Source organism: Phenylobacterium sp. SCN 70-31 (genome assembly GCF_001724605.1).
Classification (GTDB): Bacteria; Pseudomonadota; Alphaproteobacteria; order Caulobacterales; family Caulobacteraceae; genus Phenylobacterium.
In genome coordinates this window covers 230,520-250,696 of sequence record NZ_MEEX01000004.1, presented here as the reverse complement: position 1 = coordinate 250,696, position 20,177 = coordinate 230,520, and the positions used below count along the sequence as shown (strand labels likewise).

Sequence of the window (20,177 nt, the reverse complement as noted above, 5' to 3'; positions counted from 1 at the left end):
CGGTCGACTTCAGGCCGCCGGGCGGAACGCCAGGGTCTTGAGGGCGGCCCGGTCCTCCATGCGCAGCGCCCGCTTCAGTTCGACGACGCGCATCCGTTCGCCCGAAAAGCCGATGTCGCCGGCGGCCAGGGCGTCCGCAAGTCCCCGGTGACCCATCCAGACCCGAACAAAGGCCTCGAGATCGGCGTTCACCACCACATCGACCTCGCGGCCGGGATCCTTGAGGCAAACTTCCACGTCGTCGGCGCGCAGGATCATCCACCAGTAGCGACGCGCCGCATGGACGCGAGGCAGCCCGCGAAACTCGAAGCGCAGCACCACGTCGCGGGGAGGCAGTTCCCGCGGGTCGATCTGGCGCTTCATGCCCCACATCAGGAGGGTGGGATCCAGGTCCTCGTGCGCGATCCGGCCCTGGCCGTGGCGCTGGCCCCAGTCCGACATCAGGGCGATGAGCTCGCTCATCTGCCGTCCAGCCGGCGTGAGGCTGTAGAGCTTGCCCTGGGCGAGCGGCTGGGTGGCGACGACGCCCGCGGCCTCCAGCTCGGCCAGCCGCTGAACCAGCAGAGCGCGCGACATCAGCGGCACGCCCATATGAATCTCGGTGAACCGGCGCGGTCCGAAGCAGAGTTCGCGGACGACCAGAGGCGTCCACCGTTGGGCGAAGATTTCGGCCGTCTTCGCGACGGGGCAGAACTGTCCATAGCCCTTCATGGCGGCATGATGAGCGCGCCAGACCGCTGTTCGACAAGTTCATTCTTCGAACTGGAGGCGAGGTGGCATCGTGGCCCATGAGGCCGTCCTCGAATTTGCGGAGGATGTCCGATGACCATCAACATGAAGGCCGAAGCGATGGACTGGGTGGGGCGCGCCGGAGAAATCGGACCGCAGATCGCCGCCCGCGGCGCGTCGGCCGATGCGGCCGACACCTTCGTGGCCGAAAACCTCTCACTCCTGAAGGCCGAGGGATTCCACTCCGCCGCCGTGCCGACCCAGCTGGGCGGTGGGGGCGCCAGCCACGCCGAGCTGTCGGCGGTGTTGCGGACGTTGGCCCGTCACTGCGGATCGACCGCGCTGGCCTTCGCCATGCACACCCACGCCGTGGCGTTGCCGGCGTGGCGGTGGCGACGGACGCCCGAAGCGGTCGAAGGCCTGCTGAAGCGCGTCGTGGCCGAGAAGCTCACCCTGGTGTCCTCCGGCGGCTCGGACTGGCTGGACGGCTCCTGCCGGGCGGTCCCTGTCGCGGGCGGCTTTCGTGTCAGTGGGCGCAAGATCTTCGCCAGCGGCTGCGAGCAGGGCGACCTGCTCGTGACCATGGCGGTGCTGGACACGCCCGAAGGGCCAACGGTGCTGCACCTGGCCATCCCCATGAAGGCGGAAGGCGTGGCGATCCTCGACACCTGGCGAACGCTGGGGATGCGCGGCACGGGCTCGCAGGACCTGGAGCTCACGGACGTCTTCGTGCCCGAGGCCGCCGTGACCGTCCGGCGTCCGGCCGGCAAGTGGGCCCCGCTGATGCACATGGTGACCCTCATCGCTTTCCCGCTGATCTACAGTGTCTATGTGGGCCTGGCCGAGGCGGCGCGAGACAGGGCGTTGGAGCTGGTCCGACCGCGCGCCAAGGCGTCCGACGACACTGTCGCGGCGCTTGGCGAGGTCGAGACCCATCTGACGGCGGCGCGCCTTGCTCTGACGGACATGCTGGCGTGCGCGGCTTCGGACGAACCCGGGCCGCAGGCGACGAACCGGATCATGATCGGCCGCACGCTGACCGCCCGGGCGGCGGTCGCGACGGTGGATCGGGCGATGGCGGCGGCCGGCGGCGCCGGTTTCTATCGCGCAGCCGGCCTGGAGCGCATCTGGCGCGACGTCCAGGCGGCGCGACACCACCCGCTGCAGGAGCCGGCGCAGGCGCGGCTGGCCGGTCGCCTCGCCCTGGGACTGGACATCGACTGACCGTGGCGGCGCGGCGTTTTCGCCGAAGAAGAGGTACGGCTTGCCATTTCCCGAACGGCCGTTAGACCGCTGGACGATGGCAGACGACGTGACGAAGATCCCTGCGCCGGAGACCGGCGCGGCGGCGAAGGCCGGCCCCGGGGAAACCTATGACGACCGGCCTTTCCATTCGGACGGCCTGCCGCCGGAAGTCCGTGCGCCCCTGGCGCCCTTCAACGGCGAGGAGCCGCCGACCCCCGCCTGGTTCCGATGGGCCGTCGCCCAGGAACCCGAGCGTGCGTTCGTGGAATCGCTGGGGACGAAGCTGGAAGCGCTGTCCTGGGGCGAGCGGGGCAAGCCGGGCCTGCTGCTGGTCCACGGCAACAGCGCGCACGCCGAATGGTGGAGCCCGCTCGCGCCGTACCTGGCCAAGGAATACCGGGTCACGTCCATGTCGCTGGCCGGCATGGGCAATTCGGATTGGCGCGACTCCTACCGCTTCAAGGATTTCGCCGCCGACGCCGAGGCGGTCAGCCGGGCGACCGGCCTCTACGACGGCGGGCGCAAGCCCATCTACATCGGCCACTCCTTCGGCGGCGGGCAGGTCTTCTACGCCGCGGCGCGCCATCCCGAGCACATGCACGCCGCCATCCTCGTGGACACCGGCTTCGGCGGACCACCGCCTGAAGTGCTGGAGGAGCGGAAGAAGCGCGCCGAGCTGCTGGCCAACAACCCCAGCCCCGACCGTCCCAGCCGGGTCTATCCGAGCCTGGCCGCCGCCCTCGCCCGCTTCCGGCTGATGCCGCCGCAGCCGGCCGAGAACTACTATGTGCTGGATTTCATCGCCCGCCGCTCGCTGAAGCGCGCGCCGCTGCCCGAGGGCGGCGAGGGGTGGTGCTGGAAGTTCGACCCCAACATGTGGGAGAAGCTGGACCGCTCGGACGGAATGACGCACGACGGCGCGCCGCCTGACCTCAAGGTCCCGATGATCCACCTGTATGGCGACAGGAGCCTGATCATCGAACGGCGGGGTTCCGGCGAGCCGGGCTTCCTCTCCCGGATCGTCCGCGAGATCGAGATTCCGGATTCGCACCACCACGTGATGATCGACCAGCCCCTGGCCCTCGTGGCGGCGCTCCGGACCCTTCTGGCCACCTGGCCGCATTGAACGCTTCGCCACATTGAACCGCAGGGACGGTTCGTGTATCGCCCCTGCACACTAAGCAGCTTCGAGAGTGACATCCCGATGGCCGGAGACGGTTCCGACTACCACCGCGGCGCGATGGACATCGCCGAGCAGACCTCCACCTACAATCTGGTGATGGCCCTGACCAAGTGGGGGTCGCTCTACACCGCCGCCGGCGTCTTCTTCTTCACGCTGCTGTTCTGCACGCAGACGGGCTTCATCGGCTCGCTGGTCTCAGCCGCCGTGCTGATCGCGGCGGGCACGTTCCTCCTCCGCAGCAAGCCGGACGCCGCCGCGCACTGACGCGCCGAACGCCCGATCCCGACCGGCCTCCGCGAAGGCGGAGGCCTTGTCATGTCCGGAGCCGGTCACCCGGGCGCCAGAAAGCCTTCAAACGATTGTTTGAAATCTGCGGGACGCCGGCTGGACAAGCCGCGACAACGCCCCCTATGGTCCGCCGCTGCCGCGCCGAGGGCGCGCTTGCGAGGGGGAACTTGCGCACATGGCCGTCATCGCCGTCACCAAGGAGCGCAGGGCCGGCGAGACGCGGGTGGCCGTCACCCCCGAGACGGTGAAGAAACTCATCGGCGCAGGGTTCTCGATAGTGGTCGAGGCCGGCGCGGGAGCCGGCGCCTCGATCCCGGATTCCGACTATGAGGCCGCCGGCGCCACGCTCGCCAAGACGGCCGCGGACGCCGCCGGCCGGGCCGACGTGCTGTTCAAGGTCCGTGGCCCCGAGGCCGACGAGATCAAGGCGCTGAAGTCTGGCGCCTACGTCGTGGCGCTGCTGAACCCGCACAACGACAAGGCGACGCTCGAGGCGCTGGCCAAGCAGGGCGCGAGCGCCTTCGCCATGGAGTTCGTGCCGCGGATCACCCGCGCCCAGGTCATGGACGCGCTGTCGTCGCAGGCCAACCTCGCCGGCTACCGCGCCGTGATCGAGGCGTCCGAGGCCTATGGTCGGGCGCTGCCTATGATGATGACGCCCGCGGGCACCATCGCGCCGGCCAAGGTCTTCATCATGGGCGTGGGCGTCGCGGGCCTCCAGGCCATCGCCACCGCCCGCCGCCTGGGCGCCGTGGTGACCGCCACCGACGTACGGCCCGCGACCAAGGAACAGGTGGAGAGCCTGGGCGCCAAGTTCATCGCCGTCGAGGACGAAGAGTTCCAGAACGCCCAGACGGCCGGCGGCTACGCCAAGGAGATGAGCGCCGAGTATCAGGCCAAGCAGGCCGAGCTCATCACGGGCCACATCGCCAAGCAGGACGTGGTGATCACCACCGCGCTCATCCCCGGCCGGCCGGCGCCTCGGCTGGTGACCGCCGCCCAGGTGGCGTCGATGAAGCCGGGCTCGGTGCTGGTGGACCTGGCCGTCGAGCAGGGCGGCAACGTCGAGGGCGCCAAGCTGGGCGAGACCGTCGTCACCGCGAACGGGGCGAAGATCATGGGTCACGCCAATCTGCCGGGCCGGATCGCCGCCGACTCCTCGGCCCTCTACGCCCGCAACCTCGTGGCCTTCGCCGACCTGTTCAGGACCAAGGAAGGCGCCTTCGCGCCCGATCTCGAGGACGAGATCCTGAAGGCCAGCCTCGTCACCCACGGCGGCGCCGTGGTCCATCCCTCGCTCAAGGCCTAGTCCGGAGACACAATCATGGACGTCGATCCGACCGTCTTCCGCCTGGCGATCTTCGTGCTGGCGATCTTCGTGGGCTACTACGTGGTGTGGAGCGTGACGCCGGCGCTGCACACGCCGCTGATGGCCGTCACCAACGCCATCTCCTCGGTGATCATCGTGGGCGCGCTGCTGGCCGCCGCGGCCAGCGGCTCTGGCGGCGACCTGACGCAGAACGTCCTGGTCTCGAAGGGCGCCGGCGCAGTCGCCGCCGCGCTCGCGGCGGTCAACATCTTCGGCGGCTTCCTCGTCACCCAGCGGATGCTGGCCATGTACAAGAAGAAGGACAAGGGCAAGTGAGCGGCCTTCCGCTTCTTCCAGACCTTCTGATGACCATAGGAGCGGCGCTTGTCGCTGTCGCTCTGATCTGGAACCAGGGCGACCTGAAGCGGAAGCTCCCCCTGTTGCTCTCGACCGTCGGAATTGCACTCATCGTCGGCGCAAGCGTCGCTGACGAGCCTTCCCCATACCTGATCGGCGGCCTCGCTGTGGCCGCAGCTTATTTTATTGGCCGATGCGCCATTGCCTATGCACGGGCCAGAGGGGGCCGCGCCTGATGAACGCCAATATCGCAGCCATCCTGTACCTCGTCTCCGGGGTGCTGTTCATCCTGGCCCTGCGCGGCCTGAGTTCGCCGACCACCAGCCAGGCCGGCAACCGCAACGGCATGATCGGCATGGCGATCGCCGTCGGCACCACGTTATGGCTGCTGGGTCCCAGGCTGGACGCCCTGACGGTCGGCCTGATCCTGGGCGGCGTCGTGGTCGGCGGCGGGATCGGCGCGGTGATCGCCCGTCGCGTGGCCATGACCTCGATGCCGCAGCTCGTGGCCGCCTTCCACAGCCTGGTGGGCATGGCCGCCTGCCTCGTGGCGGTGGCGGCGATCTACACGCCCGACGCCTATGGCATCGGCCAGCCGGGCGCCATCCATCTGGTCTCGCTGGTCGAGCTGAGCCTCGGCCTGGCCATCGGCGCCATCACCTTCTCGGGCTCGGTGATCGCCTTCGCCAAGCTGAACGGCAACATGAGCGGCGCGCCGATCCTGCTGCCGGCCCGCCATCTGCTGAACATCCTGATCGCCCTGGCCATCGTGGCTCTGGTGGTGGTGCTGGTGATGAGCGGCGGCCAGGCCATCTGGGCGTTCTGGGCGATCTTCGCGCTCAGCCTGCTGATCGGCGTGACCCTGATCGTCCCGATCGGCGGCGCCGACATGCCGGTCGTGGTCTCGATGCTGAACAGCTATTCGGGCTGGGCGGCCGCGGCCCTGGGCTTCACCCTGGAGAACGTGACGCTGATCATCACCGGCGCCCTGGTGGGCAGTTCCGGCGCGATCCTCAGCTACATCATGTGCAAGGGGATGAACCGCAGCTTCATCTCGGTGATCCTGGGGGGCTTCGGCGCCGACGACGGCGCGGCGGCCGAGGGCGGCCGGGTCGAGACGCGCCCCGTGAAGCAGGGCTCGGCCGAGGACGCGGCCTTCATCATGAAGAACGCCTCCAAGGTCATCATCGTCCCCGGCTACGGCATGGCGGTGGCCCAGGCCCAGCATGCGCTGCGCGAAATGGCCGACAAGCTGAAGGAGGAAGGCGTCGAGGTGAAGTACGCCATCCACCCGGTCGCCGGCCGGATGCCCGGACACATGAACGTCCTGCTCGCCGAGGCCAACGTGCCCTACGACGAGGTCTTCGAGCTGGAGGACATCAACTCCGAGTTCGCCACCGCCGACGTGGCCTTCGTCATCGGCGCGAACGACGTCACCAATCCGGCCGCCAAGACCGACCCCAAATCGGCCATCTACGGCATGCCGATCCTGGATGTGGAGAACGCCCGCACCGTGCTGTTCGTGAAGCGCGGCATGGCGGCGGGCTACGCGGGCGTGGAGAACGAGCTGTTCTTCCGCGACAACACCATGATGCTGTTCGCCGACGCCAAGAAGATGGTCGAAGGCATCGTGAAGGGGCTGCACTGACGACCCCTGCGCTTCCGCGGTTCTGAAGGTTCGGGACCGCGGAAGGAGACCGGCAGGCGCGGAAGGCGAAGCCGCCGGTTTCCGCCCTTCCGCATTTTCCGGCGCCCGAACGAAGAGCGCCCTGCGCCTAAGATCCGCGCCGATCCGCCGAGGTCGGGTTCAGGCGAACGGATCGGGCGGGACGAAGCCCTGACCGACCACACCGATCGGGGGCCCGACGCCCGGCCCTGCGACGCCCGACGCCTCTGCGCCGGGCCCCTCTGCGCTGGCCCCTGGGCCGCGCACGTGGATCAGGATGTAGCCGTCCGCCACCCCGTCGCCGTCCAGATCCAGCTCCATCCGTGTCCAGTCCGCAGGCGTCACGGCGACCCCGTCGCCGCCGCCCGGCGGCGTCGCCCCATCGAACGGCGGGTTCATCTGGCCCGTCAGGCCCTCCGATCCGCTGCGGTCCCCGTCCGGTGTCGGACGCAGCGGCTTCGACGCCGGATCGTAGGGCGGCGGCCTGATGGCGTGACCGGTGAACGAGAAGATCCGGTCCCCTTCGTCCGCGGCGAAGTCGGCGATCGTCCCCAGCAGGAGATCGCCACGTCCCATCACCACCGGGGCCTTGATCACGAACGTGTCGGCCCCGGCGCCGCCGATCGCCACCGTGCCGCCGTCCAGTTCCAGGCGGTCGTCGCCGGCGCCGCCGTCCAGCGTATCCTGCCCCCCGCCCCCGCTGAGGGTGTCGTTCCCCGCACCACCGAGAATATGCTCGTTCGCCGCCGTGCCCTGGATGCTGTCGTCGCCGTCTCCGCCCCGCAGGGTGAAGACCTCGCCCGGTTCGCGCTGTGAGGCGAGGGTCAGGTCAGGCTCTGCGGCGGCCGCAGGAGCCATCTCCGCCTGCGGCGCGGCTGGAGCCTCGACCTGTGTATCCGGCGTCAGGATAGCCGCGGGTTCGGGCGCCGTCTGCGTCGAGGCGACCAGCGTCGTCGCGCGTTCGGGCGCGGATTGCGGCGCAGCGGCCTGGGCGACGGCTTCGCGGGTATGGCCGACGGCGTCCTCCTCGACAGGCGGCGGCGTATCCGCCTGGGGCGGAAGGTCGATGGCCGGCGCCGCCTGGGCCGTATCGCCGATGCCGGCGGTCTCATAGAAGAACGCCGTCGCCGCCAGAAGCGCCAGGAAGGTCTGGCCCTGGCGGGCCGTGAGACCGAACGGAAGGATGGTGGCCGACTGCGGCGCCACGGCGTCTTCCGTGGCCAGCAGGCGATCGCGCAGGGCCGTGTGCAGGTCGGCGCTCTCGCCCACCGTGTCGTCGACGGCCGAATGCACCACGAACCGGCCGCCGATGCGGGCCACGTGGATCAGCACATCGCCGGACTCGTCGGTCACCACGCACCAGGGATCGCCATCGTCTGTGGCGCCGAACACCACCTCGACGTTCACGCCCGCCGCCGCGAGCTGGTCGGCGAGGGCCTCCAGACGCGCGCGTTCCGCCGCGGACCAGTCGCCGCTGTCGCGCATGCGGGCGATGAAGGGAACGACCTGACCCATCGGCTGAGAAAGCCTCTCCAGACGGTTAGACCGCGGCCCGACCCGGCTGAATCCGCAGCGCCGGGGACTGGCTCATGGACTGGCCCGCAGCGTCGGCGCCGAAGAGCAGCCGGTACAACTCGGGTTCGTAATAGCGAAGCAGGGTCTTGGCGAAATCGCCGGGCTCCAGGCCCAGCGCCTCGGCCCAGGCGCCCTGGGTCTCGATCGGAAGCCGGCCCAGCCCGCTCTCGACCTGCGAGACGAAGGTATAATACCGCAGGCCGACCCGCTCGGCCAGTTCCGCCTGGGTAAGGCCCGCGGCCTCCCGGGCGGTCTTCAGCCAGCGGCCGGCCTGCTGGCGCAGGGCCTTGGTGTGGGCGGCCTTGGCAGGATCGGCGGCGGGTCTCGGCATCAGGAACTCCGGGGCGTCGCGACACCCTTGCAGGACAGCGCTCGGCCCGATAATACAGTAATTACGCAACAACCTCGTACGCGACGTGTAGCCGCTCGTCACGGACTACCACGCACCCCCCTTCCAGGAAAGCCATGAAGCGCCTCCTCCTCTCCGCGGCCGTCCTGCCGCTTCTTCAGGCCGCGGCCCACGCCGAGACCAAGATCTCGACGGCGACGACCGCCCCGGTCCGGACCTCGACCATCGCCGACGGCCAGCCCGACCACATCACCATCGAGGCGGCGGGCTCGATCGCACCCACGGCGTCGGGCGCCGCGGTCACGGTCGACAGCTCCAACGCCGTGATCAACGCGGGCGCGATCAAGTTCGACGACGTCAGCAACGCCACCGGCATCCTGATCGCGCCCGGCGTGGCCATGGCGGTCGTCAACGCCGGCACGATCAGTCTCCTGGAAGACTACACCGCCACGGACACGGACGGCGACGGCGACCTGGACGGGCCGTTCGCCCAGGGTGGCGGGCGCTTCGGCATCCGCGCGACCGGCGGCCCGTCGGTCATCGGCGACATCGTCAACAACGGCGCCATCTCGATCGAAGGCAACGACTCCGGCGCCATCTCGGTGGAGATGCGACTGGTCGGCGACCTGAGCAGTTCGGGCGCGATCACCGTCGTCGGCGACCGCGGCGTGGGTATCCGCGCGGACTCGGTCTCGGGCGACGTGAAGGTCACCGGCGCCATCTCCGTCCAGGGCGAAGGCAGCGTCGGCGTACAGACCGGACCGGTGGACGGCGCCCTGGTCATCCAGAACACCCTGATCGCCACCGGCTATCGCAGCACCGAACGGGCGACCGAGGCCGTGCGCGCCAAACTGGACGCCGACGATCTCAAGCAGGGCGGCTCGGCGCTGCGCATCACCGGCAGCGTCGCGCGCGGCGTCCTCCTCGACCGACCGCCGACGGACACCGACGCCGACAACGCCGACGAGGACAACGACGGCGTGGCCGACGCCGCCGAAGGTACGGCGTCGGTGGTGTCGTTCGGGGCGGCCCCGGCCATCGACATCGGCGGCGCCGCGCCAATCACCCTGGGCGCGGTCGGAACCGGCGACCTGGCCTACGGCTTCGTGAACCGGGGCGCCGTGGCGGGCGCGGGTGTCAACGACGGCGTCAGCGCCACGGCCCTGCGCATCGGCTCGGGCGTGACGGTCCAGGGCGGAGTCCACAACGTCGCCGGCGCCACGATGTCGTCCCAGGCCTATTCGGCCCAGGCGACCACGGTGCTGATCGCGCAAGGCGCCGATGTCGCGACCCTGCGCAACGGCGGCGCCATCACGGCGGCGCAGTCCGGCGGCCTGCACGACGCCCGGGCCCTCGTCGATCTCTCGGGCTCGCTGCGCCTGATCGAGACCTCGGGAACCCTCAGCGCCGTGGTGACGCCGGCGAGCGGGGTGACCCAGACGGGCCGCGCGATCGCGGCGGATCTCACGGTCAACACCACCGGAGTCACGCTGCGCCAGCAGAAGATCAACACCACCGACGCCCCGGCGATCGTGGGCGAGGTGCTGTTCGGCGCGGGCGACGACCGGCTGGAGCTTCTGGCCGGGACTCTGAGGGGCGAGATGAACTTCGGCGCCGGCGCCGACACCCTCGTCATCGACGGCGGCGCAACCGCGACGGGCCGTATCGTGGACGCCGACGGACGCCTCACGGTGGACGTGCGCGAAGGGCGCCTGGCGGTGGCCAACACCGACACCCTGACCCTCACGTCGCTGGCGCTGGGCGCGAAGGCGGTGCTCGCGGTCTCCCTCGACCCCGACAACGCGACGCCGCGGTTCAACGTCACCGGCGGCGCCAGCCTTGCGACCGGCGCTCAGGTTGACGTCACCCTGACCGGGCTTTCCCGCGGCGAGCGCTCGTACCAGCTGGTGCAGGCCGGGAGCCTCACGGTCGACGGAGCCGGGCTCTCGCTGGCCGGCGCGCCCTGGCTCTATCAGGCCAATCTGAGGGCCGATACGTCCGCGGGCGCGCTGTTCGTGGACCTGCGGCCGAAGACGGCGGTGGAACTCGGGCTCAACAGGTCGGGCGCAGAGGCGTATGGGGCCGTCTTCGACGCCCTCGACCGCAACGCCGCCGTCGAGTCCGCCTTCTTGGGCGCGGCCAGTCAGGCGGGCTTCGACGCCCTTTACGAGCAGATGCTGCCGGACCATTCCGGCGGCGTGATGATGTCGGCCGCCCAGGTCTCGTCGGCGGTCTCGTCGGCCGTGGCCCACGCCGGCGGCTCGGACACGAGCGGCGCCGGGCTCTGGGCCCAGGAAGTCGTATTCCACATCCGCCGCGACGCCCGGGACGCCGCCGGCTTCAAGAGCCAGGGCTTCGGGTTCGCCGCCGGCGCCGATGTCGACACCGGTTCGGGCGCGATCGGCGCCAACGTCAGCTTCGTCAGCGCCGACGTCAGGGACCGCGGGGCCGCAGCCGGCGAGGAGATCACCATGAGCGTCCTGGGCGCCGGCCTCTACTGGCGCCTGGACAGCGGTCCGCTTCAGGCGGCCGTGCGTGGAGGCCTGGGATACGTCTTCCTCGACGGCGACCGCCGCCTGGTGGCGCCGGATGTCGAACTGCGGACGAAGGCCGACTGGAACGCCTGGATGGCCGAAGCCTATGCGGCGGTGTCCTACGAGGTCGGCGTGGGGGCCTTCTACGCCCGGCCCGAGCTGTCGCTCAGCTACATGCGGCTGGCCGAGGACGGCTATGCCGAGGCGGGCGGCGGCGCGGGTTTCGACCTTTCGGTCGACAAGCGGACCAGCGACATGCTGACCGGCGAAGCCCTGCTGGCCCTGGGCTGGCGGTTCGGCGACGAGGTCTACTTCGCCCCCGAACTCAAGGTGGGCTACCCCGCCCGTCTCGCGGGCGGGCCGGGCAAGACGACGGCCCGCTTCGAGGGCGGTCCCGACTTCACCCTCACGCCGGAGGACGCCTTCGACGGCGGGGTGGTGGCCCGGGCCGGCTTCCGGGGCGGCGGCTCGCGCTTCGCCTATGCGGTGAACGGCGGCGCCACCGTGGACAGCGAGTACACGGCCTACGACGTCCGCGCGACCGTCCGCTTCCAGTTCTGACGCCCGTCCGGGCCGGTGGCCACGTCGCCGGGCCGAGCCGGACCGGCCGGTCTGGCTAGGCGGCCGGCGCCATCCGCCGCCACACCCAGCCGCCGACGGTGGCCCCGAAGGCGGTGATGAGCGTCCCCCAGGCGATGTCGATCACCGTGATGTGGGTCGACCAGACCTTCAGTGTGGCCTGGTTGGTGAGGTCGTAGGTGGCGTAGCAGAGCGCGCCCAGGATCCCGCCCGTGATCGTCGTCTTGATCAGCGGCTTGTCGCGGTTGGGCCAGAGGGCGAGCGCCATCACGCCGGCGATGTACGCGAAGTAGAAGACCGCCGCCGGTCCCAGCCGCGCGCTGGGCAGGGCCACCGGCTCCAGCGTCGGGAAGTACACCTTCGGCCCGAACTGCGTCAGCCAGACATAGTCCACCGCCGCGAAGGCCAGGCCCATGGCCAGGTAGGTGGCGATCAGCCGGATCATCGCATGTCTCCTCGGGTCCCCCTTGCGGCGCCCTAAGCCGGCCGGAGCCGGTAGTGGCTGACGCCCCATTCCTGCCCGCCACGATGGCCGAACAGGCCCGCCGTGGCGAGGAAGAACAGCCGCCAGCGCCGATGCCAGAGCGTCGCCTGACTTCCATAGACGTCGGCCAGCACGGGCCGGATCGCCGCGATGTTGCGGTCGTAGTTCTCCAGCCAGTGCAGGGCGGTCTTCTGATAGTGGGTCCCGTTCCAGCGCCAGTCGTCCTCGAGAACGAACAGGTCGGGGAACTGCGCGATCAGGCCGTGGCTGGGCATCACGCCGCCCGAGAAGAAGTGCTTCGCGATCCAGTCCGCCTCGTCGTCCACGTCGAAACGATAGGGCGTGGTCCGGTGGGTGAACACATGGATGAACAGCCGGCCGTCCGGCTTCAGCCATGTCTTCACGCGGGACAGCAGCGCGCGCCAGTTGGCCATGTGCTCGAACATCTCCACCGAGACCACGCGGTCGAAGGCGCCCGGCGCCTCGAAGTGGTTCATGTCGCAGGTGATGACCTCCAGATTCGACAGCCCCCGCTCGCGGGCGCGGTCCATGATGAAGGCTTTCTGGCTGGCCGAGTTTGAGACGGCGGTGATGCGGGCGCCGGGATAGGTCCTGGCCATCCAGAGACTCAGCGATCCCCAGCCGCAACCCAGCTCCAGGATATGCTGGCCATCGCGCAGGTCGGCGTGGGCGGCCGTTTCGGCCAGGCCATGCTCCTCCGCCTGGGCCAGGGTGTCGCCGGCGTGCCGGTAGAGGGCCGAGGAGTATTTGAGCTGCGGTCCCAGACACCTCAGGAAGAAGTCCGCCGGCACCTCGTAGTGCTGGGCGTTGGCCGCGTCGGCGTGCTCGGCGATCGGCCGCTCGGCCATTTCGCGCGCGAAGACGGCGTCGGCGTCCGAGCCGGCGGCGGAAAGCTGGCGACGGGCGTTCGCGACCAGCAGCTCGATGGCCGTGCGGCGGACGGCGTCGGGCAGGGGTGCGCCCTCGAAGGTGTCGATGACGGCGGCGGTCAGACTCATGCGGAACTCAGGCTTTCTTGGGCGGAAGAGGGAAGAAGACGGAGACGCGCCGCTGATAGTCCCGGAAGGCGTCCCCGCGCGACCTCAACATGGCGTCCTCCAGCGGCGGGACGCCCGAGACATGGCGAAGCAGCCCGTACATGACGGCCGGCGCGACCAGGGTCAGGAAGGTGACGGGACGGGCGGGATCGAGCGCCATGACCGGATAGGCGCACCAGCCGAGCCACTGGAAGAAGTAGTTGGGGTGTCGCGACCACGCCCACAGGCCGGTCTCGATGACTCGCCCCTTGCTGGCCGGATCGGCGCGGAAGCGCTTCATCTGGGCGTCGGCCAGGGTCTCGCCGGCCAGCGCCATCACGAACAGCCCGCCCGCCAGCGCGTCCCGGATGTCCAGAGCCGCCTCGGGTCGGCGCGCGGCGACCACCACGGACAGGGCCAGCAGCGCCGAGGCCGGCGCCTGGGGCAGGCTGACCCACAGCATCCGCAAGGGATAGGTCCCCGGGTCGCCGGCGCGGAATGCGGCGTAGCGGGGATCCTCGGGGTGGCCGGCCACCCTCGGCGCCAGGTAACCGCCCAGTCGCAGACCCCAGGCCAGCATGAAGGCTGCGACCAGCGCCTGGCGGGCGAACGCCCCGACGCCGTCCAGGGGCCAGAGCGCCGCCACCGCGAGCACGCCGCCGGTTCCGAAGCTCCAAAACACATCGGTCCAGCCGCCGTTTCGGACGGCCAGTCCAAACGCCCAGGCGGCGAACATGACGGCGAGCATGGCGCCCAGCGCCCCAAGGACGATCTCGAAAAGCATGCGTTGCACTCCCGTCGCCATACGACCACGATCGGGCGGAAGACGCATCCGGCGCTGTGATGACGCCGTAGCGTTTGCTAAGCAGGCCGGCGTGGGATGGCGCGTCGCCCGCGACGTGCAGACAAGGGTTGATTCCGTGGACATGAGTGGTGGCGAGCGCCTGAGCGTGGCCGTAGTGGGCGCAGGCGTCGGCGGGCTGGCCGCCGCCTGGCTCCTCTCGGGCCGGCACGACGTCACCCTGTTCGAGGCCGATCCGCGGCTGGGCGGCCACGCCAACACCGTCGAGGCGCCCGGCCTCAAGGGCCCGGTTCCGGTCGATACCGGCTTCATCGTCTACAACGAGGCGAACTACCCCAACTTCACCGCCCTCCTCGCGCATCTGGGCGTCCCCAGCCTGAACGCCGACATGAGTCTCTCGGTGTCGCTGGACGACGGGGCGTTCGAATATTCGAGCTACGGCGCCCGCGGCGTCTTCGCCCAGAAACGCAACCTGTTCTCGGCCCGCTTCTGGGGCATGCTGCGCGACATCACCCGCTTCTACCGCCACGCGCCGAAGGATCTCGCCAACCTGGAGACGCCGCTCACCTCGCTCGAGGCCTATCTCGAGGAGAAGGGCTACTGCCAGGCGTTCCGCGACGATCACCTCCTGCCCCAGGCCGCGGCCATCTGGTCGACGCCGCTGAAGGAGATCGGCCAGTATCCGGCCGCCTCGCTGATCCGCTTCTTCCTGAACCACGGCATGATGAGCATCCTGGGCCGCGGCCTCTGGCGCACGGTCGAGGGCGGGAGCCGGGCCTATGTCGAGCGACTGAGCCAGGAATTCCGCGGCGCCGTGCGCAAGGGCGTCCGCGTGGCGGGCGTCCGCCGCGACGCAGGCGGCGCCGAGGTGCGGCTGGCCAGCGGCGCGCGCGAGCGCTTCGACCACGTGATCCTCGCTACTCATGGCGACACCGCCCTGAGCCTGCTGGACGACCCGACGCCCGAGGAGACGCGCCTGCTCTCCTGCTTCCGCTACAGCCGCAATCTGGTGGCGCTCCACACCGACCCGGTGCTGATGCCCAAGCGCCGCCGGGCCTGGTCGAGCTGGAACCACATCGGCCGCCGCAACGCGCCGGACGAAGGCGCCGTCAGCTACTGGATGAACCGGCTGCAGGGCCTGAAGGACGCCCCGGACCTGTTCGTGACGCTCAATCCCTGCAAGGAGATCGATGCGGCCCGGCTCATTCGCACCGAAGTCTACGAGCATCCCCTCTTCGACGCCGCCGCCATCGCTGCGCAGGGTGAGATCTGGGACATCCAGGGCGTGCGCCGCACCTGGTTCTGCGGATCCTACCTGGGCCACGGCTTCCACGAGGATTCGCTGCAATCGGGCCTCGCCGTGGCCGAGCAGCTCGGCGGCGTGCGCCGGCCGTGGACCGTGCCGGACGAGAACGGCCGCATCCACGTGAGGGCGCCGGCCTTCGCGGACCAGGCCGCCTGACATGGACGGCTGCGGCCTCTACGCGGGGGTCGTGACCCACGCTCGGCTGAAGCCGCGGCGCCATACGCTGCGATACCGCATCTTCATGCTGCTGCTGGACCTGGATCGACTGGATGCGGTGGACCGGCGCCTGAAGCTGTTCTCGCTGAGGCGGCTCAACCTCGTGGGTTTCGACCCCCGCCGCCACGGCGACGGCTCCGACACGCCGCTGAAGGACCAGGTGGAGGCCCGCCTCGCGGCGGCTGGCGTCGCGCACGGCGGACCTGTCCGGATGCTGGCCATGCCGCGCATCCTGGGGACGGGGTTCAATCCTCTGACCGTCTACTTCTGCCACCTGCCGGACGGCGCACTCTCGGCCATCCTCTACGAGGTGAACAACACCTTCGGCGAGCGGCACAGCTACCTGATCCCTGTGCAGCACACCGGGCCGATCGTGACGCAGGCCTGCGACAAGGGCTTCTACGTCTCGCCGTTCATGGACATGGACCTCAGCTACGCCTTCCGCGTCCGACCGCCGAGCGGAGTCGATGGCGAGCCCGTGCAGGTGCTGGTGGACGTGGACGACGCCGAGGGCCGGGTGCTGAGCACCGGCTTCGTGGCCGCGCGCCAGCCATTGACCGACCGCAATCTCCTCCGCGCCTGGCTGACCCACCCCTGGATGACCGTCGGCGTGCTGGGCGCCATCCACTGGGAGGCGCTGTTCATCTGGTTGAAGGGCGAGAAGATCCGCCAGCGACCGCCGGCGCCGGCCCGGGCGGTGACGGTGGTGACCCCGGCGAAGCTGGCCGCCTGACCCGCTCGACCCCCGCGGACGGCAGGCCGACCCGGCCGCCGTCTATCCCCTCCGGAACACCCAGATGTCGCCCACGCCGCCCAGCGGGACCGGAGACCGGTCGGCCGTGAGGCCGGCGACCTCGGCGAAGGGCGCGGGATCGGCCATCCAGTAGGTCAGCCGCTCGGGGCTGCGCGCCACGACGCGTCCGGCCGCATCGACGACCTCGTACTCCAGCACCTGCTCCAGCTTCCCCAGGTCGTCGCGGAAGCTGCGCTCGCGCACATAGAGTCGCAGGCGGCGGCCGGTCTCCACAGGCACGTCGAGGACCGGAAGTTCCGGCCGGCTCGGGCCCGGCATGGCCATGATCTCGCGCCGGGGCAGATGGACCGCCGCCAGACCGCTCGGGGCGAGGTGCCACGCCATCGAGGCGAAGGCGTTCCGCCACGCCGCGCCCGCCGGGATGTGCGCCAGGGTAAAAAAGGGGCAGATCACCAGATCGAAGGTCCGCCCCAGCTTCAACGCCGTCATGTCGCCGCGCACCAACCGGCAGCGGGCGGCGGCGTCCTCCGGCAGCGCGGCTCGCCGCATCTCGGCCTGGGCCAGCATGGCCGGCGCGATGTCCACCCCGGTGACGTCGAACCCCCGGAGCGCGAGACCGCAGGTGAGCCGACCCGAACCGGCGCCCAGTTCCAGGATCGACCCGCCGGCCGGCGCGAGGGCCGCATAGATATCAACGTCGCCCGCGAGCCGCGCGTCGGCGGCGGTCACGGCGTCGTAGTGGGCGGCGCTGAGGCTACCTGGCGCGTAGTAGGGCTTGGCCTTGGCCATGATGCGCTTTTGCCGTCCCCGTTGCGCGCGATCAATGCGCAGGCCACATAATCGACGGCTCGAAAGGCGCTGCATTCGCCTGCACATGGGGACACCGATGAAAACCCTCACCCGACACCTGGCGCGGCTGGCGCTGATCGTCGCCCTGCCGCTGGCGCTCGCCGCCTGCGGCGTCAACACCATCCCGACCCAGGAAGAAGCGGCCAAGGCGCAGTGGGCCGAGGTGCAGAACCAGTACCAGCGCCGCGCCGACCTGATCCCCAACCTGGTGGCCACGGTGAAGGGCTACGCCGCCCAGGAGGCCAACGTCCTGATCGCGGTGACCGAAGCCCGCGCCAGCGCGACCCAGGTGCGCTCCGACGCCGGCATCACCACCGACCCCGCGGCCTTCCAGCGGTACGCCACGGCGCAGAACAACCTGTCACTGGCGCTGGCGCCTCTGCGGGTGTTGCAGGAGGCCTATCCGGACCTGAAGTCGAACGAGAACTTCCTGGCGCTGCAGAGCCAGCTCGAAGGCACCGAGAACCGCGTCGCCATCGCCCGGCGCGACTACAACGAGGCCGTGCGCGTCTACAACACGACGCTCAGGACCTTCCCGCAGATCATCTGGGCGAAGACGTTCCACGGCGGATCGAAGCCGATGCAGCTCTTCGAGGCTACGGCCACCGCACAGTCCGCGCCGACGGTCGACTTCGGCGCGCCCGGCTCACCCCCGCCGAAGTAGGGCGATGCGCCGGATCGCGGAAAAGAGCCTGTTACGCGAAACGGGCGATATGGGGCGCCGCGCCGGCGCCTGGGGTTCGCGACTCGTCGGCGCCGGAGTGATGGAGATGGACGTCCGGAGCGCGCTCGCCCTTCCGCGGAGGTTCGCGTTTTCCGCGGCGCTCGTCGCGCTCCTGCTCCTGATTCCCGTCCTGGCGTTCGCGGCGCCCAACTTCCCGCCGCTGACCGGCCGGGTCGTGGACGAGGCGAAGCTCCTCTCGCCGGCGACCGAGACGAAGCTGAGCGACGAGTTGGCCGCCCTGGAGGCCCAGACGGGCCATCAGGTCGTGGTCGCCACCGTGCCCGACCTCCAGGGCTACGAGATCGAGGAGTACGGCTACCAGCTCCTGCGCGCCTGGGGGATCGGCCGGGCCAAGGAGGACGACGGCGTCATCCTGCTGGTGGCGCCCGCCGAGCGAAAGGTGCGGATCGAAGTGGGCTATGGCCTCGAGCCCGTGCTCACCGACGCCCTTTCCAGCGTCATCATCCGCCGCGAGATCCTGCCCGCCTTCAAGGCCGGCGATTTCGAGAAGGGGATCGTCGACGGCGCGGGCGCCATCGTGCGCCAGATCGGCCTGCCTTCGGACGAGGCGCAAGCGGCCGTCGCCCAGGCCGCCGCGGAACAGCAGGCCGCCGGGGACGAGGGCGGCGGCGGCCTGGTCGTGGCGCTGTTCGTCATCTTTGTCGTCTTCTGGCTGCTCAGCGGCGTGATGCGCGCGTTCGGCGGGCGCAAGCGGTTCGGCGGCCATGGCCTCTGGTGGCTGCTGCCGCTGATCCTGTCCAACTCCAGCCATCGCGGCGGCCGGGGAAGCGGCTGGAGCGGCGGAGGAGGCGGCGGCTGGAGCGGCGGCGGCGGATTCTCGGGCGGCGGCGGCTCCGGCGGCGGCGGCGGCGCCTCGGGAAGCTGGTAGAGGAATGCTGGCGACATGGCCGTGAAGCCCCTGAGCCCCGAGGACCTCGCCGCGATCGAAGCCGCCGTGCGCGCCGCCGAGGCCCGCACCACCGGCGAGATCTACTGCGTCGTCGCCGAGGAGAGCGCGGACTACCACGCCACGCCCCTGGCCTGGGCGGCCGGCGTGGCGCTCCTGGCGCCCGCGATCCTGCTGCTGGCCGGCGTCCAGGTGACGGCGCCCGACATCTCGACCTTCGGCGGCTGGACCGCCGCACAGGTCGAGGACGTGGGCGAAGCCACGGCGCGGGCCGCCCTGATCGGAACGCTGGCGCTGCAGGCCGCACTCTTCTTCACGACCCTGTTCGTCGTGGCCATACCCCCCATCCGGCGCGCGCTGACGCCTCGCGGCATGAAGCGCGACCGCGTCCGCCAGCGGGCCGAGGAACAGTTCCTGTCCAAGAACCTTCACGCCACCCGCGAACGCACCGGCGTGCTGATCTATGTGTCGTTGGCCGAGCACATGGCCGAGCTGATCGCGGACGAGGGCATCGACGCGCAGGTCGATGCGAGCGCGTGGGAGCGCGCCATGTCGGCCCTCACCGACGGCCTGAAGCGGGGCCAGCCCGGGGCCGGCTTCGCCGCCGCGGTTGACCTGTGCGGCAAGGTTCTGGCCGAACGGTTTCCGGCCCACCCGGACGACAATCCCAACGAGCTGTCCGACGCCGTCGTGGTCCTTCCCAGCGCATAGGATCGCGGCGCAGCGGCGAAGGTTACGGGCCTGTCATCATTCCCGCGCTTTGCCGCATCCGAAACCGGCGTTAGCATTTACGGGATAAGCGGGAGACGACGCGCCATGGCCTATACCCTGAACGTGAACGGGAAGGCGCTGCGCGCCGACGTGGACGGCGACACACCGCTGCTCTGGGTGCTGCGCGACACCCTGGGACTGGTGGGAACGAAGTACGGTTGCGGCGTCGCCGCCTGTGGCGCCTGTACCGTGCATATCGACGGACAGGCCATGCGCGCCTGCCAGATCCCGGTCGAAGCCGTCGGCAAGGCGAAGGTCTCCACGATCGAAGGCATGGCGGTCCACCGTGTCGGCAAAAAGGTCCAGGCGGCCTGGACCGAACTGGACGTGGCCCAGTGCGGATACTGCCAGGCGGGCCAGATCATGTCGGCCACCGCGCTGCTGGCCGCGACGCCGAAGCCCACGGACGCCCAGATCGACGAGGCGATGGAGGGCAACCTCTGCCGCTGCGCCACCTACGTCCGCATCCGCGCGGCCATCAAGCGCGCCTCCGGCCAGAAGGAAGCCTGAGCC

The 20,177-nt window shown here is 70.2% G+C and carries 20 protein-coding genes; 13 read left to right on the top strand and 7 right to left on the bottom strand.

Annotated elements, in window-relative coordinates:
* Positions 1 to 9: 9 nt before the first annotated feature.
* Positions 10 to 711 carry a helix-turn-helix domain-containing protein gene (locus ABS78_RS03525; protein WP_293374937.1) on the bottom strand — a complete coding sequence of 234 codons (702 nt, stop codon included), beginning with the start codon at positions 709 to 711 and terminating at the stop codon, positions 10 to 12.
* Positions 712 to 822: 111 nt separating this feature from the next.
* On the opposite strand from ABS78_RS03525, the gene ABS78_RS03520 reads away from it, so the two are divergent.
* From ABS78_RS03520 to ABS78_RS03495, 6 genes are all read left to right on the top strand, one after another.
* Positions 823 to 1,953 (top strand): acyl-CoA dehydrogenase family protein, encoded by a 1,131-nt coding sequence (locus tag ABS78_RS03520; protein WP_293374934.1) that lies wholly within the window; start codon positions 823 to 825, stop codon positions 1,951 to 1,953.
* An 88-nt stretch (positions 1,954 to 2,041) separates the two neighbouring features.
* Positions 2,042 to 3,100: an alpha/beta hydrolase gene (locus tag ABS78_RS03515; protein WP_293374931.1), complete on the top strand. Its 1,059-nt coding sequence runs from the start codon at positions 2,042 to 2,044 to the stop codon at positions 3,098 to 3,100.
* A 78-nt stretch (positions 3,101 to 3,178) separates the two neighbouring features.
* On the top strand, positions 3,179 to 3,421 hold the full coding sequence (locus ABS78_RS03510) for an aa3-type cytochrome c oxidase subunit IV (RefSeq protein ID WP_293374928.1): 243 nt from the start codon (positions 3,179 to 3,181) through the stop codon (positions 3,419 to 3,421).
* A gap of 199 nt (positions 3,422 to 3,620) precedes the next feature.
* On the top strand, positions 3,621 to 4,754 hold the full coding sequence (locus tag ABS78_RS03505; RefSeq protein ID WP_293374925.1) for a Re/Si-specific NAD(P)(+) transhydrogenase subunit alpha: 1,134 nt from the start codon (positions 3,621 to 3,623) through the stop codon (positions 4,752 to 4,754).
* Between the two features lie 12 nt (positions 4,755 to 4,766).
* Positions 4,767 to 5,090: a proton-translocating transhydrogenase family protein gene (locus tag ABS78_RS03500; protein WP_293375468.1), complete on the top strand. Its 324-nt coding sequence runs from the start codon at positions 4,767 to 4,769 to the stop codon at positions 5,088 to 5,090.
* A 256-nt stretch (positions 5,091 to 5,346) separates the two neighbouring features.
* A complete protein-coding gene (locus tag ABS78_RS03495; protein WP_293374922.1) occupies positions 5,347 to 6,759 on the top strand; it encodes an NAD(P)(+) transhydrogenase (Re/Si-specific) subunit beta in 1,413 nt (470 codons plus the stop codon).
* Between the two features lie 159 nt (positions 6,760 to 6,918).
* Here ABS78_RS03495 and ABS78_RS03490 read toward each other — a convergent pair whose 3' ends face one another.
* Both ABS78_RS03490 and ABS78_RS03485 read right to left on the bottom strand, forming a co-directional pair.
* Entirely contained in the window at positions 6,919 to 8,292 is a 1,374-nt protein-coding gene (locus ABS78_RS03490) for a calcium-binding protein (RefSeq protein WP_293374919.1), read from the bottom strand.
* 25 nt (positions 8,293 to 8,317) lie between these two features.
* Positions 8,318 to 8,683, bottom strand: coding sequence for a helix-turn-helix transcriptional regulator (locus ABS78_RS03485; RefSeq protein WP_293374916.1), 366 nt, complete (start codon positions 8,681 to 8,683; stop codon positions 8,318 to 8,320).
* A gap of 134 nt (positions 8,684 to 8,817) precedes the next feature.
* On the opposite strand from ABS78_RS03485, the gene ABS78_RS03480 reads away from it, so the two are divergent.
* Positions 8,818 to 11,796 carry an autotransporter outer membrane beta-barrel domain-containing protein gene (locus tag ABS78_RS03480; protein WP_293374913.1) on the top strand — a complete coding sequence of 993 codons (2,979 nt, stop codon included), beginning with the start codon at positions 8,818 to 8,820 and terminating at the stop codon, positions 11,794 to 11,796.
* Between the two features lie 55 nt (positions 11,797 to 11,851).
* On the opposite strand, the gene ABS78_RS03475 is transcribed toward ABS78_RS03480, so the two are convergent.
* The 3 genes from ABS78_RS03475 to ABS78_RS03465 are packed head-to-tail and all read right to left on the bottom strand — an operon-like array spanning position 11,852 to position 14,119.
* Positions 11,852 to 12,259, bottom strand: coding sequence for a DUF2177 family protein (locus ABS78_RS03475; protein WP_293374910.1), 408 nt, complete (start codon positions 12,257 to 12,259; stop codon positions 11,852 to 11,854).
* A 32-nt stretch (positions 12,260 to 12,291) separates the two neighbouring features.
* Positions 12,292 to 13,317, bottom strand: coding sequence for a cyclopropane-fatty-acyl-phospholipid synthase family protein (locus ABS78_RS03470; RefSeq protein ID WP_293374908.1), 1,026 nt, complete (start codon positions 13,315 to 13,317; stop codon positions 12,292 to 12,294).
* Positions 13,318 to 13,324: 7 nt separating this feature from the next.
* A complete protein-coding gene (locus ABS78_RS03465; RefSeq protein ID WP_293374906.1) occupies positions 13,325 to 14,119 on the bottom strand; it encodes a DUF1295 domain-containing protein in 795 nt (264 codons plus the stop codon).
* 142 nt (positions 14,120 to 14,261) lie between these two features.
* Here ABS78_RS03465 and ABS78_RS03460 point away from each other — a divergent pair, with 142 nt between their 5' ends.
* Entirely contained in the window at positions 14,262 to 15,599 is a 1,338-nt protein-coding gene (locus tag ABS78_RS03460) for an FAD-dependent oxidoreductase (RefSeq protein WP_293375466.1), read from the top strand.
* 1 nt (position 15,600) lies between these two features.
* The gene (locus tag ABS78_RS03455) at positions 15,601 to 16,392 is read left to right on the top strand and encodes a DUF1365 family protein (protein ID WP_293374904.1); all 792 of its coding nucleotides are present in this window, start codon (positions 15,601 to 15,603) and stop codon (positions 16,390 to 16,392) included.
* A gap of 42 nt (positions 16,393 to 16,434) precedes the next feature.
* On the opposite strand, the gene ABS78_RS03450 is transcribed toward ABS78_RS03455, so the two are convergent.
* Entirely contained in the window at positions 16,435 to 17,202 is a 768-nt protein-coding gene (locus tag ABS78_RS03450) for a class I SAM-dependent methyltransferase (protein ID WP_293374902.1), read from the bottom strand.
* Between the two features lie 97 nt (positions 17,203 to 17,299).
* Between ABS78_RS03450 and ABS78_RS03445 the strand changes: the two genes are divergently transcribed.
* From ABS78_RS03445 to ABS78_RS03430, 4 genes are all read left to right on the top strand, one after another.
* Entirely contained in the window at positions 17,300 to 17,926 is a 627-nt protein-coding gene (locus ABS78_RS03445) for a LemA family protein (protein WP_293374900.1), read from the top strand.
* A gap of 106 nt (positions 17,927 to 18,032) precedes the next feature.
* Complete coding sequence (locus ABS78_RS03440; RefSeq protein ID WP_293374898.1) at positions 18,033 to 18,875, top strand: TPM domain-containing protein; 843 nt, start codon at positions 18,033 to 18,035, stop codon at positions 18,873 to 18,875.
* 15 nt (positions 18,876 to 18,890) lie between these two features.
* Positions 18,891 to 19,604 carry a TPM domain-containing protein gene (locus ABS78_RS03435; RefSeq protein WP_293374896.1) on the top strand — a complete coding sequence of 238 codons (714 nt, stop codon included), beginning with the start codon at positions 18,891 to 18,893 and terminating at the stop codon, positions 19,602 to 19,604.
* 105 nt (positions 19,605 to 19,709) lie between these two features.
* A complete protein-coding gene (locus ABS78_RS03430; protein WP_293374894.1) occupies positions 19,710 to 20,174 on the top strand; it encodes a (2Fe-2S)-binding protein in 465 nt (154 codons plus the stop codon).
* The last annotated feature ends 3 nt before the right edge of the window (positions 20,175 to 20,177 follow it).